The sequence below is a fragment of the Burkholderia sp. FL-7-2-10-S1-D7 genome (genome assembly GCF_001524185.1).
GTDB classification, from domain to species: domain Bacteria; phylum Pseudomonadota; class Gammaproteobacteria; order Burkholderiales; family Burkholderiaceae; genus Burkholderia; species Burkholderia diffusa.
In genome coordinates, this window is record NZ_LOWY01000005.1 from 1 (window position 1) to 12,906 (window position 12,906).

General features: G+C 65.1%; 15 protein-coding genes. 2 read left to right on the plus strand and 13 right to left on the minus strand.

From position 1 onward, the window contains the following. Positions 1-122: 122 nt before the first annotated feature. From iscX to WS75_RS00760, 12 genes are all read right to left on the minus strand, one after another. Positions 123-332 (minus strand): Fe-S cluster assembly protein IscX, encoded by a 210-nt coding sequence (iscX, locus tag WS75_RS00705; RefSeq protein WP_059678718.1) that lies wholly within the window; start codon positions 330-332, stop codon positions 123-125. A gap of 44 nt (positions 333-376) precedes the next feature. Next, the gene (gene fdx / locus WS75_RS00710) at positions 377-718 is read right to left on the minus strand and encodes an ISC system 2Fe-2S type ferredoxin (RefSeq protein WP_059464189.1); all 342 of its coding nucleotides are present in this window, start codon (positions 716-718) and stop codon (positions 377-379) included. 84 nt (positions 719-802) lie between these two features. Next, the gene (gene hscA, locus WS75_RS00715) at positions 803-2,671 is read right to left on the minus strand and encodes a Fe-S protein assembly chaperone HscA (RefSeq protein WP_059678719.1); all 1,869 of its coding nucleotides are present in this window, start codon (positions 2,669-2,671) and stop codon (positions 803-805) included. A 54-nt stretch (positions 2,672-2,725) separates the two neighbouring features. Continuing rightward, entirely contained in the window at positions 2,726-3,253 is a 528-nt protein-coding gene (gene hscB / locus WS75_RS00720) for a Fe-S protein assembly co-chaperone HscB (RefSeq protein WP_034176899.1), read from the minus strand. Between the two features lie 94 nt (positions 3,254-3,347). After that, entirely contained in the window at positions 3,348-3,671 is a 324-nt protein-coding gene (gene iscA / locus WS75_RS00725) for an iron-sulfur cluster assembly protein IscA (RefSeq protein WP_011885413.1), read from the minus strand. A 64-nt stretch (positions 3,672-3,735) separates the two neighbouring features. Continuing rightward, a complete protein-coding gene (gene iscU, locus WS75_RS00730; RefSeq protein ID WP_009691729.1) occupies positions 3,736-4,143 on the minus strand; it encodes a Fe-S cluster assembly scaffold IscU in 408 nt (135 codons plus the stop codon). Between the two features lie 68 nt (positions 4,144-4,211). Continuing rightward, positions 4,212-5,435, minus strand: a complete 1,224-nt coding sequence (locus WS75_RS00735; protein WP_059678720.1) for an IscS subfamily cysteine desulfurase — start codon at positions 5,433-5,435, stop codon at positions 4,212-4,214. A 63-nt stretch (positions 5,436-5,498) separates the two neighbouring features. Further along, positions 5,499-6,038 carry a Fe-S cluster assembly transcriptional regulator IscR gene (gene iscR / locus WS75_RS00740; protein WP_059678721.1) on the minus strand — a complete coding sequence of 180 codons (540 nt, stop codon included), beginning with the start codon at positions 6,036-6,038 and terminating at the stop codon, positions 5,499-5,501. A gap of 117 nt (positions 6,039-6,155) precedes the next feature. Beyond that, the gene (locus tag WS75_RS00745) at positions 6,156-6,638 is read right to left on the minus strand and encodes a low molecular weight protein-tyrosine-phosphatase (protein ID WP_059678722.1); all 483 of its coding nucleotides are present in this window, start codon (positions 6,636-6,638) and stop codon (positions 6,156-6,158) included. A 101-nt stretch (positions 6,639-6,739) separates the two neighbouring features. Next, positions 6,740-6,967: a hypothetical protein gene (locus WS75_RS00750; RefSeq protein ID WP_059678723.1), complete on the minus strand. Its 228-nt coding sequence runs from the start codon at positions 6,965-6,967 to the stop codon at positions 6,740-6,742. A gap of 127 nt (positions 6,968-7,094) precedes the next feature. After that, entirely contained in the window at positions 7,095-8,507 is a 1,413-nt protein-coding gene (locus WS75_RS00755; RefSeq protein WP_059678724.1) for a lactate utilization protein B, read from the minus strand. A gap of 34 nt (positions 8,508-8,541) precedes the next feature. Then, entirely contained in the window at positions 8,542-9,264 is a 723-nt protein-coding gene (locus WS75_RS00760) for a (Fe-S)-binding protein (RefSeq protein ID WP_059678725.1), read from the minus strand. Between the two features lie 183 nt (positions 9,265-9,447). Here WS75_RS00760 and WS75_RS00765 point away from each other — a divergent pair, with 183 nt between their 5' ends. Then, positions 9,448-10,257, plus strand: a complete 810-nt coding sequence (locus WS75_RS00765) for an IclR family transcriptional regulator (protein ID WP_059535866.1) — start codon at positions 9,448-9,450, stop codon at positions 10,255-10,257. 101 nt (positions 10,258-10,358) lie between these two features. Here WS75_RS00765 and pbpG read toward each other — a convergent pair whose 3' ends face one another. Then, the gene (gene pbpG / locus WS75_RS00770; RefSeq protein WP_059678726.1) at positions 10,359-11,507 is read right to left on the minus strand and encodes a D-alanyl-D-alanine endopeptidase; all 1,149 of its coding nucleotides are present in this window, start codon (positions 11,505-11,507) and stop codon (positions 10,359-10,361) included. 654 nt (positions 11,508-12,161) lie between these two features. On the opposite strand from pbpG, the gene WS75_RS00775 reads away from it, so the two are divergent. Beyond that, a complete protein-coding gene (locus WS75_RS00775) occupies positions 12,162-12,728 on the plus strand; it encodes a phasin family protein (protein ID WP_059450463.1) in 567 nt (188 codons plus the stop codon). Positions 12,729-12,906: the final 178 nt, after the last annotated feature.

Genomic DNA, 12,906 nt, shown 5'->3' on the forward strand with positions numbered 1-12,906 from the left:
GAAATACAAAACGCCCGATGCGGTGCATCGGGCGTTCTAGCGCCTGGATACTGTCAACCTATTCCAGGACTTGACAGCGGAAGCCTTGCCGGAGCAACACGGCGCGGGCGCCAGCGCGAACCTCAGTCTTCGTCGTCGAAGTCGGATTCGTCGATCCAGTGGGCCTGGATCGCTTCGAGGATCTTTTCGCCCGAGTGCGCCGGATCGTCGGTGAAGCCATCCAGAGCGATGACCCATTGGCGCAGGTCGACGAAATTGACCTTCTGCGGATCGACGTCCGGATGCTTTTCTGCCAGCGCGATGGCAATTTCGCGCGAATCGGTCCATTTCATCGCTTGCTCTCCCGTATGCGCGGCGAGTCCGCCCCGCCGATCCGTCAGTGATTTTCCTTCGCGTGGTTGATCGAGTACTTCGGGATCTCGACCACCAGGTCCGAATCTTCCTTCACGATTGCCTGGCACGACAGGCGCGACGTCGGCTCGAGGCCCCATGCCTTGTCGAGCAGGTCGTCTTCGTCCTCGTCGGACGGATCGAGATCGTTGAAGCCCTCGCGGATCACCACGTGGCAGGTCGTGCATGCGCACGACTTCTCGCATGCATGCTCGATCTCGATCCCGTTGTCGAGCAGGTTGTCGCAAATACTCTTGCCGGGCGTCGCGTCGATCACTGCGCCGTCCGGGCACAGTTCGACGTGAGGCAGCACCACCAGTTGAGGCATGTCCGTTCCGTCAGTCAGGGTGCGGCGGCTGGCGCCGCACGGTTCAATATCGTGCGGGCCGTCGCCGGCCCGCGTGCAATTCGTTCAGATCTCGTCGAGCCGTCGGCCCGACAGTGCGCGCTTGATGCTCTTGTCCATCCGGCGCGCCGCGAATTCGTCGGTGCCGTCGGCCAGTGCCTTGGTCGCGGTTTCGATCGCGTCCGTGTCGTCGCCCTGCGCGACCGTGCGCAGCGCCGCGACGAGCGCGTCGACCTGCGTGCGTTCGGCGTCATCGAGCAATTCGCCGTCGGTCGCCAGCGCCGCCTGCGTCGCCTCGATCATCCGCTCGGCCTCGACCTGGGCTTCGCGCAGCGCGCGTGCCCGCATGTCGATCTCGGCGGTCTTGAAGCTGTCCTCGAGCATCTTCGCGATGTCGTCGTCGGCGAGGCCGTACGACGGCTTCACGACGACCGACGCCTCGACGCCCGAATGTTGTTCGCGCGCGAACACCGACAGCAACCCGTCCGCATCGACCTGGTAGGTCACGCGGATGCGCGCCGCACCGGCCGTCATCGGCGGGATGCCGCGCAGTTCGAAGCGCGCGAGCGACCGGCAGTCGGCGACGAGCTCGCGCTCGCCTTGCACGACGTGGATCGCCATCGCGGTCTGGCCATCCTTGAAGGTCGTGAATTCCTGCGCACGCGCGATCGGAATCGTCGAATTGCGCGGAATGATCTTCTCGACGAGACCGCCCATCGTCTCGACGCCGAGCGACAGCGGGATCACGTCGAGCAGCAGCCAGTCGTCGCCGCTGCCGCGATTGCCGGCGAGCAGGTCGGCCTGGATCGCCGCGCCAAGCGCGACGACCTGGTCAGGATCGAGATTGACGAGCGGCGGCTGGCCGAAATGCTTCGCGACCGCCTCGCGGATCACCGGCATGCGCGTCGCGCCGCCGACCAGCACGACACCCTTGATGTCGGCCGGCGTGACCTGCGCGTCGCGCAATGCCTTGCGGGTCGGCGTCAGCGTACGCTGCACGAGCGGCTCGACGAGCGCGGCGAACGTGTCGTGCGAGATCGTCTGCTCGAGCCGGGCACCGTTCGACAGCGTCACGTCGAGCGACGCCTGCGGCGCGGACGACAGCGCTTCCTTCAGCACGCGCACGCGATCGAGCAGCAGGCGCACGTCCTCGGGCGCAAGCGCCTTCGCATCGATGCCGGCGTGCGCGAGCACGTGGCCAAACAGCGCGTGGTCGAAATCGTCGCCGCCGAGCGCGGAATCGCCGCCCGCGGCCAGCACTTCGAACACGCCCTTGGTCAGCTTCAGGATCGACAGGTCGAACGTGCCGCCGCCGAGGTCATACACCGCGTAGAGGCCTTCGGCCGCGTTGTCGAGACCATAGGCGATCGCGGCCGCGGTCGGTTCGTTCAGCAGGCGCAGCACGTTGATGCCCGCGAGACGCGCGGCGTCCTTCGTCGCCTGGCGCTGCGCGTCGTCGAAGTACGCGGGCACCGTGATCACCGCGCCGACCAGTTCGTCGCCGAGCGTGTCTTCCGCGCGGTAACGCAGCGTCGCGAGAATCTCGGCCGACACTTCGACCGGGCTCTTCACGCCGTCGATCGTGCGGATCTGCACCATGCCCGGGGCATCGACGAATTCGTAAGGCGCGTTCGCCGCGCCTTCGACCTCGGCCTTGCCGCGGCCCATGAAGCGCTTGACCGACACGATCGTGTTGCGCGGATCGGTCGCGGCCTGCTCCTTCGCTTCGTGGCCGATGCGGCGGCCGCCCTTCTCGAGATAACGGACCACCGACGGCAGCAGCACGCGGCCCGCCTCGTCCGGCAGCACTTCGGGCACGCTGTTGCGCACGGCCGCGACGAGCGAGTTCGTCGTGCCGAGATCGATCCCGACAGCGAGTCGCCGCTGGTGCGGCGCCGGCGCCATGCCCGGTTCGGAAATTTGCAGTAAAGCCATCTTGGTTCGTTCGGGCGCTCGGCCCGTTTGCTGCGCGTGCCGCGAGGCACGCGGTTAAGTTTCGAGGCGCTCGATCTGCGCGCCCACTTCCGACGCGACCCGTTCGATGAACATCAGCTGACGCACGGCTTCGGCGGCGGCCTGGTCGGCTGCGCTGTCGAGCAGCGTGCCGAGGCGCTCGAGGCGCACGCGCTTTTCGTCGCGCAATTCGGCGAGCAGCGCATCGAGCGCGTCGACGTTGCGGGCGGCCGCGGCATCCTCGATGCCTTCGCGCCACTCCATCTGCTGCATCAGGAACGCGGGCTCCATCGCGGTGTTGTTTTCGGCACCGATGTCGACGCCGCGCAGCGACAGCAGATAGGTCGCGCGCTTCAGCGGATCGCGCAGCGTGCGGTAGGCTTCGTTCGCACGGGTCGCCCATTGCATCGCGATGCGCTTTTGCGCGTCGCCGGCCGCCGCGAAGCGATCCGGGTGGACCTGCGTCTGCACCGTGCGATACGCGCTGTCGAGCGCAGCCTCGTCGAGCGCGAATTGCGCCGGCAGGTGAAACAGATCGAAGTGGCTGTCTTTCAGCGAAACCATCGTCGCGTTCAATTCCGGTTCGTCGCGCGGCAAACGCCGCACATTAAAAAGGCGGCTCGTGCCGCCTCTTGCCCGCATCGCGCGGATACCCGCGTCACACGCGGAACGATTCGCCGCAGCCGCACTCGTCCTTCACGTTCGGGTTGTTGAACTTGAACCCTTCGTTCAGGCCTTCGCGTGCAAAGTCGAGCTCGGTGCCGTCGATGTACGCGAGGCTTTTCGGGTCGACGACGACCTTCACGCCATGGCTCTCGAACACCTGATCCTCGGGGGCCAGCTCGTCGACATACTCGAGCTTGTACGCGAGCCCCGAGCACCCGGTCGTGCGAACGCCAAGCCGCAGGCCCACACCCTTGCCGCGACGGACGAGGTATTTCTGGACGTGTTGTGCTGCTTTTTCGGTCAGTGTAATTGCCATGATGTCCTTGCCGCGGCGCGCCACCCGGGCCCGCCGCGTTCCTTCACAAGCCGCTCGATGCCGCTCAGGCCGCTGCCTGATCGCCTTCCTTCGTGTCGTGGCGCTTCTTGTAGTCGGCCACGGCTGCCTTGATCGCGTCTTCCGCGAGAATCGAGCAGTGAATCTTCACCGGCGGCAGGGCCAGCTCTTCGGCGATCTGCGTGTTCTTGATCGACAGCGCCTCGTCGAGGGTCTTGCCCTTCACCCATTCGGTCACGAGCGAGCTCGACGCGATCGCCGAACCGCAGCCGTACGTCTTGAACTTTGCGTCTTCGATCACGCCGTCCGCGCCGACGCGGATCTGCAGCTTCATCACGTCGCCGCAGGCCGGCGCGCCGACCATGCCCGTGCCGACCGCGTCGTCGTCTTTCGCGAACGAACCGACGTTACGCGGGTTTTCGTAGTGATCCAGAACCTTGTTGCTGTATGACATGACTCAGACTCCTTGACTCGTTACGTCTGCGTGCGCAAATCGGCCCGCGAATGTATTCAATGCGGTGTTCAGTGTGCTGCCCATTCGATCGTGGACAGATCGATGCCTTCCTGGTGCATTTCCCAGAGCGGCGACAGTTCGCGCAGCTTAGCGATCTTGCCGTTCAGCAGTGCGATCACGAAGTCGACTTCCTGCTCCGTCGTGAAGCGGCCGACCGTGAAACGGATCGAGCTGTGCGCGAGTTCGTCGTTGCGGCCGAGTGCGCGCAGCACGTACGACGGCTCCAGCGACGCCGACGTGCACGCCGAACCCGACGACACCGCGACGTCCTTGATCGCCATGATCAGGGACTCGCCTTCGACGAAGTTGAAACTGATGTTCAGGTTGTGCGGGACACGGTGCTCCATGTCGCCGTTCACGTACGTTTCCTCGATCTGCGACAGGCCGCGCAGCAGCTTGTCGCGCAGCATGCGGATGCGCTCGTTCTCGGTCGCCATTTCTTCACGCGCGATGCGGAACGCTTCACCCATGCCGACGATCTGGTGCGTCGCCAGCGTGCCCGAACGCATCCCGCGCTCGTGGCCGCCGCCGTGCATCTGCGCTTCGATGCGCACTCGCGGCTTGCGGCGCACGTACAGCGCGCCGATGCCCTTCGGGCCGTAGGTCTTGTGCGCCGAGAACGACATCAGGTCGACCTTCAGCTTCGCGAGGTCGATCTCGACCTTGCCGGTCGATTGTGCGGCGTCGACGTGGAACACGATGCCCTTCTCGCGGCAGATTTCACCGATCGTCTCGATGTCCTGGATCACGCCGATCTCGTTGTTCACGTGCATGACCGACACGAGGATCGTGTCCGGGCGCAGCGCGGCCTTGAACACGTCGAGGTCGATCAGGCCATCTTCCTTCACGTCGAGATAGGTGACTTCGAAGCCGTCGCGCTCGAGCTCGCGGCAGGTGTCGAGCACGGCCTTGTGCTCGGTCTTCACCGTGACGATGTGCTTGCCCTTGCCCTTGTAGAAGTTCGCGGCACCCTTGATCGCGAGGTTGTCCGATTCCGTCGCGCCGGACGTCCAGATGATCTCGCGCGGATCCGCGTTCACGAGCGCGGCCACCTGCTCGCGCGCTTCCTCGACCGCGCGTTCCGCGTCCCAGCCGTATGCGTGGCTGCGCGACGCCGGGTTGCCGAACTGCTCGCGCAGGTACGGCACCATCTTGTCGACCACGCGCGGGTCGACCGGCGTCGTCGCGCTGTAATCCATATAGATGGGCAGGTGGAGAGTCTCTTGGGTCATCTGTCGCTCCGGGAATTCTGTGCAGGGACTATGTGCGTTATGGGGTGTGCGGCGCGTTCGCGCTCACGAAGTCGCGATGTTGAACACCGAATTGGGACCGAGCGGCATCGTGCGCACGGGTTCGGCCGGTGCCGCGACGGGCTCCGGCGTGCGCCGGTCGCGCAGCACCGCGGGTGCGCCCTCGCGTGCGCGCTGCTGATCGACGAGATCCTGCAGCGATACCGAATCGAGGTATTCGACCATTTTCTGGTTCAGGGTCGACCACAGCTCGTGCGTCATGCAATGGCCGTCGGGCTGCTTCGAGCCGTCGCACGTGCCTTTGCCGCCGCACTGCGTGGCGTCGAGCGGTTCATCGACTGCGATGATGATGTCGGCGACGGTGACGTCCTGCGCGCGGCGCGCGAGGTTGTAGCCGCCGCCCGGGCCGCGCACGGATTCGACGATTTCATGCCTGCGCAGCTTGCCGAACAGCTGTTCGAGATACGAGAGCGAAATCCGCTGGCGCTGGCTGATGCCTGCAAGCGTCACCGGGCCCTGCTCCTGGCGCAGTGCCAAGTCAATCATCGCCGTGACGGCGAAACGGCCTTTGGTGGTGAGTCTCATGGTGTCTAGGGGACTGCAATCTTGACGATTTTGGTCAAGTATAAATATTTGACGATTTTAGTCAAGTATCCATGTCTTCGAAAGGGTATTCGCAGATCGCTGAATACCTCGCCGCGATCAGTGCAAGGCGCCGCTCCGGAGGGTATCGAGCAGGCCCGCGCACGCGCGCTCGACCTGGTCGAGCACCTGCTCGAAGCCCTGCGTGCCGCCGAAATAAGGATCCGCCACTTCAACCTCGGCCGCGCCCGGCGCGAATTCCATCAGGAGGCGCACCTTGTCGCGATGCTCGGGCGGGCAGCGCCGCCGCAATTCCGCGAAATTGGCCTCGTCCATCGCCAGCAGCAGATCGAAGCGCTCGAAATCCGCCGCGCTCACCTGCCGCGCCCGCAGCGCCGACAGGTCGTAGCCGCGCGTGCGCGCCGCCGCCTGCGCGCGCGTGTCGGGCGGCTCGCCGACGTGCCAGTCGCCCGTCCCGGCCGAATCGACCGCGATCCGGTCGGCCAGCCCGGCCGCGTCGACCTGGTGGCGCATCACGCCTTCCGCCGTGGGCGAACGGCAGATGTTGCCGAGACAGACGAAACAGATCGAAACGCGGGTCATCGCACTCTCGAAAAGCCGCGGTGAACCGCGTGGAAGAAGAACGCGCCATTATACAAAGGCGCCCGGAATCGCGCCGCCGCGCAAAGCGACGGCGGCGTGCCTTACAGCGCCTTGGGTGCGGCGAGCACGACGTCGCCGGATGCGGCCGGCAACGGCTTCGCCGCGTCGCCGACCAGCCCGAACGACACCGCGCGCGCGAGTTCGGCCGATGCCTGATGAACGGCGATCGGGCCACGCGACGGCGCGTCGGCCATCGCGTGCAAATAAGCGACCGCGGCGAGCGGGACGACGATTGCCAGCGGCCAGTACATCGATATTGTCTTTCTCATGATGCGGCTCCTTGACCTCATGCCCCGAAACCCGATTCCGGGGACTACAGGCAGGATTCTATAGACCGCACCTATCGAGATAAATACATGAATAGCGAACGCTCTGTTGCCGCTCGATGAACAGTCGTCAGCCGAGGTGGCTTTGGGATGCCGCGTACAGTTCGCGGAACGTGCGCCCGGTCGGCGTCGGCATGTCGCGGGTGTCCATCCAGCCGCCCATCATTGGCAGGCGCCGCAGCGTGCCGCCATTGCCGCCCAGCCGCTCGAGGATGCGCACCGCGAGCTTGGTCGTCAGCGCATACAGCACCGGCCGGCGCGCGACAAAGCCCCACGCGGCGAGCGCGGCGCGCTCGCGCCACGGCCGCAGATGCCGCTCGACCTGTTTCTCGCGCAGCGTACGCAGCAAGTGCGACAACGGGATCCCGACCGGGCACACGCTGTCGCATTCGCCGCACAGCGTCGCGGCCTGCGGCAAGTCGAGCGCTCGGTCGATCCCCACGTAGCTCGGTGTCAGCACCGAGCCCATCGGGCCCGGATAGACCCATCCGTACGCGTGCCCGCCGACCTTCTGATATACCGGGCAGTGGTTCATGCATGCGCCGCAGCGGATGCAACGCAGCATCTCCTGGAATTCGCCGCCGATCAGCCCCGTCCGACCGCCGTCGACGAGCACCACGTAGTTGTGCTCCGGGCCGTCCTCGTCGCCGAGGCCGCGCGGCCCGGTGAGCAGCGAGAAATAGTTCGAGGTCTTCTGCCCGGTCGCCGAGCGCGGCAGCAGACGCATTGCGGTCGCGAGATCCTCGAGCGTCGGCAGCACCTTCTCGATGCCGGTCACCGCGACATGCACGCGCGGCATCACCGTGCACATCCCTTCGTTGCCTTCGTTCGTGACGACCGCGACCGACCCCGTCTCGGCGATCACGAAGTTGCCGCCCGTCACCCCCATGTCGGCCGACAGGAAATGCGGGCGCAGCACCTCACGCGCCTCGCGCGTCATGTCGGGGATCTCGGTCAGCCGCTCGCGGTGGTGCGTGCGCGCGAACAGGTCCGCGATCTCGTCCTTGTCCTTGTGCACGACGGGCGCGATGATGTGGCTCGGCGGCTCGTTGTCGTTGATCTGCAGGATGTATTCGCCCAGGTCCGTCTCGATCGACTGCACGCCCATCTCGGCGAGCACGGCGTTCAGGCGCATTTCCTCGGACACCATCGACTTCGTCTTGATGACTTTCTTCACGTCGTGGCGTCGCGCGATGTCGGCGACGAGCCGCGCGGCGTCGGCGGTCGTTTCCGCGAACAGCACCGTCGTGCCGCGCCGCGTCGCCTCGCGCTCGAACGCCTCGAGCCACACGTCGAGATTCTCCAGTGCACGGTTGCGGCGCGCCTTCAGCGCGGCGCGCGTCGCCTGGAAGTCGATCTCGGTCATCGCGTCGGCGCGTGCGGACACGAACTTCGTCGACAGCTTCTTCAGGTTCTGCTGCAGGCGCTGATCGGCCAGCTTCTGGCCGGCACGGGCCTTGAAATGCATCGATTGGACTTGCATCGCGGTATCGGGGAAAAATGAGCGGAACCGGGCGTCAGACGTCGCCCGCCAGCACCTGCGCGACGTGCAGCACGCGCGTGTCGCGGTCGCCCGTGCGGCGCAACCGCCCTTCGATGTTCAGCATGCAGCCGAGATCGCCGAGCACGACAGCGCCCGCGCCGGATGCGCGGACATTCGCGCATTTCTCGTCCGCGATGGCCGCCGAAATGTCGCCGTACTTGACCGCGAACGTGCCGCCGAAGCCGCAGCAGTGCTCGCAATCCTTCATCTCGGTGACGGCCACGCCGCGCTGCGCGAGCAGCGCGCGCGGCTGCACCTTCACGCCGAGCTCGCGCAGGCCCGAGCACGAGTCGTGATAGGTGACCGGCCCCGTGAATTCGCCGGGCGCGAGCGTCACCTTCGCGACGTTCGCGAGGAAATCGGTCAGTTCATAGACTTTCTGCTGAAATCGCGCATAGCGCCCCATCAGTTCGGGGTCGTCGCGGAACAGGTCGCCGTAGTGCGTGCGGATCATGCCGCCGCACGAGCCCGACGGCGCGACGACGTAGTCGAACTGCTCGAACTCGCGCAGCGTCTTTTCGGCGAGATCGCGTGCGAGCGCGCGGTCGCCGGAGTTATAGGCCGGCTGGCCACAGCAGGTTTGCGCGGGCGGTACGAACACCTCGTAGCCGGCTTCGCGAATCAGTTTCAGCGCGGAAAAACCGATTTCCGGACGCATCAGGTCGACCAGGCAGGTCACGAACAAACCGACTCGCATACGCGCTCCTTCGAGAAAACGGCTCTCATTATCCGCCGTTTGGCCGGCGAGACCAACGCCGGCGCGCATGCAAGCGCGCACGACTGGAAACGAGGACTTCCTCGAACGGCGTTCGCTTTTTTCACGATACGAGATACAATCGACGCAACACCGCTTGATGCGTCAACCGATTCTCCCCCCGACATGAGCCAACCCACCCCGGATTCCAAAACGTCGATCCAGGTGATCGAACGCATGATGCGGCTGCTGGACGCGCTCGCCGCGCACAGCGACCCCGTCAGCCTGAAGGAGCTTGCGCAGCGCACCGAACTTCATCCGTCGACCGCGCACCGTATCCTCAACGACATGGTGACCTGCCGCCTCGTCGACCGCTCCGACCCCGGCACCTACCGGCTCGGCATGAGGCTGCTCGAGCTCGGCAACCTCGTGAAGGCGCGCCTGTCGGTACGCGACGCCGCGCTGATGCCAATGCGCGAACTGCACCGCCTGACCGGCCAGACCGTGAACCTGTCGGTACGCCAGGGCGACGAAATCGTCTATATCGAGCGCGCGTATTCGGAGCGCTCGGGGATGCAGGTCGTCCGTGCGATCGGCGGCCGCGCGCCGCTGCACCTGACATCGGTCGGCAAGCTGTTTCTCGCGGTCGACGAAACGTCGCGCGTGCGCGCCTACGCGACGCGCACCGGGCTGTCCGGTCATACGCAGAACAGCATTACCGACATCGCGAAGCTCGAGCGCGAACTGACGCTCGTGCGCCAGCAATCGTGTGCGCGCGACAACGAGGAACTGGAGCTGGGCGTGCGCTGTATTGCGGCCGGCATCTACGACGACTCGGGCAAGCTCGTCGCGGGCCTGTCGCTGTCGGCACCGGCCGATCGCCTGCAGGACGCGTGGCTCGGCCAGTTGAGCCGCACCGCCCTCACCATTTCGGAATCGCTCGGCTACCGGCCGGAGCCCGCGAAGGACGCCGAAGGGCTGCAACGGCACGCATGACCCGCACCGCCCGCCGCACGGCGGCCGGACGAAAAAAAGCCCCGCGATTGCGGGGCTTTTTGTTTGCGGCGACGGCACGGCGGCGAACCGCCGTGGCGCGATCAGGTACCGCCGTTCGCCGTGTTGGCCGCCGTCAGGCGCTCGCCGCCGCCGGCGTCGAGCCAGTTGCGCAGGCGCGCCGCGTCGGCGAAGCGCGAGTACTTGCCGAACGAATCCAGCAATACCATCACCATCGGCCGGCCGTGGATATTCGCCTGCATCACGAGACATTCGCCCGCCTCGTTGATGAAGCCCGTCTTCTGCAAGCCGATGTCCCACGAGCCGTTGCCGCGGATCAGCGCGTTCGTGCTGTTGTAGATCAGGTTGCGCTTGCCCGTATTGACTTCGTACGTGCGGTCGGTCGAGAACTGGCGAATCATCGGGTACTGGTACGCCGCATTGACCATCTTCACGAGGTCGCGCGCGCTCGACACGTTCGAGCTCGACAGGCCCGTCGAATTCTCGAAGTGCGTGTCGTTCATGCCGAGCGACTTCGCCTTCGCGTTCATCGCGGCGACGAACGCCGGACGGCCGCCCGGGTAGTAGCGCGACAGCGCGGCAGCGGCACGGTTTTCCGACGCCATCAGCGCGATGTGCAGCATGTCCTCGCGCGACAGGACCGAGCCGACCGACAGGCGCGAGCCCGTGCCTTTCTCGTAGTCGCGGTCTTCGTCGGTGACTTCGATCTGGTCGGTCATCGGCGACTTCGAGTCGAGCACGACCATCGCCGTCATCAGCTTCGAGATCGACGCGATCGGCACGACCGCATGCGAATTCTTGTCGAACAGCGGCTCGCCGGTGTTCTGGTCGACGACGTACGCGACGCTCGAGCGCAGCGCGAGCGCGTCCGGCGTGTCGTGCAGGCCGAATGCCTGACCGACCGTCGGGCGACGCGGCTGGAACGCGACCTTGCGCACCGCACCACGGTGGCTGTGTACGTTCGACGCGAGCGTCGCGCGCTTGCGCGTGGCCTTCGGCGCATCGGCCGCGACGTTGGCGGATTTCGCGGAGGCGGCCTTCACCGTCTTCTTCTTCGCCGAGGAAGTGGAAGCGGCTTTCTTGGCGGCCTGGTGGGTCTTCGCAGTGGCGGCAAAGGCGTCAGCGGGCGCGACGGACGCAGCGGTCGCCAGCAAGGCGACGGCGACCGACACAGCCGTGCCGAGCGTCATGCTCTGCAACAATCTGCGCGGTGAAAACGATTCGGCTTTCATTGGGGTCTGGACAAAGCGGGCGGGAGTTTCCGCAAGTGTAGTTAAAGCTGAAAAAAAGAGCAATATTAGGCACTTACCGATCGTCGTTAAACCGGAATGTAAGGGTCGACCAACGACGAGTCGATCAACCCTCCCGCTCCCATCGAAAAAATTGATGAGATGCGCCGCCCAACAGCACCCGTCTCCCGATTACCACACGGTTAATTGAGATAACGTCACTTTGGCGACGAATTAAAGCGGGGAAAGTACGTACCCGGCGCTCGGTGTGCCAGCGGCACCGGTGTCGACCGCGGCGGCGGCACGTAGCCACGGCACGCGCATTGAAACGGCGCGCTTTTCGACAGGACCAGAAGCATAACGTTCCACATGCCTGTCAGGTTTACCTGTGCATGATCATGGTGCGCCGCGCCTTCCCCTGCCAGGTGCGCACCATGTGGGAACACGCCTGAAACCGATTCCGGACGGCCATGATAACTCGTTGTTTTATCGATAATTTGTCGCGATTGTGCAACGCACAAAAAATGCTTGACAAGCGTTTTCTCTGCCCTAAAATATGACTCATTGCTGCGTTGCACAAAGCACGCGGCTCCGAGGTTCCCCAGTGTAGTGCCCCTTACCCCTGCGATCGACGCGATCGCTTTTCAGGAGCTTGACATGTCCTTGCTGACCCCCGAGCAAATCGCCGCCGCACAGAAAGCCAACCTCGAAAGCCTGTTCGGTCTGACGACCAAGGCGTTCGAAGGCGTCGAAAAGCTGATCGAACTCAACCTGCAGGTCGTGAAGTCGTCGCTGGCGGAAAGCCAGGAAAACGCGCAGCGCCTGCTGTCGGTGAAGGACGCACAGGAACTGATCGCACTGCAAGCGAGCCTGTCGCAGCCGGTCGCGGAAAAGGTGCTCTCGTACAGCCGTCACCTGTATGAAATCGCCTCGTCGACGCAAGCCGAGTTCGCGAAGGTTGCCGAAGCGCAATTCGAAGAGCAGAACAAGAAGGTCCAGGCACTCGTCGACAACGTCGCGAAGAACGCCCCGGCCGGTTCGGAAACGGCTGTCGCCGCACTGAAGTCGGCACTGAACGCAGCGAACACGACGTACGAAACGGTCCAGAAGGCTGCCAAGCAAGCCGTCGAGATCGCCGAAACGAACTTCAACGCGGCTGCCGCTGTCGCGACGAAGGCTGCGAGCGCTGCTGCATCGCGCCGTTCGAGCAAGCCGGCCGCGTAAGCGTCCCCTGCTCCTGAAAAAGCCGCGCACTGCGCGGCTTTTTCGTTTCCGGCGTCGGAACATCGGGGCATCCAGCCGTCGCCGTTGCGTTGGTGCATTGCCGTCGGCTGCGGGCAAAAGAAAACGCCGCCGTCCGGATATCCCGGGCGGCGGCGTTTTTCGTAGCCGGAACAAGGCC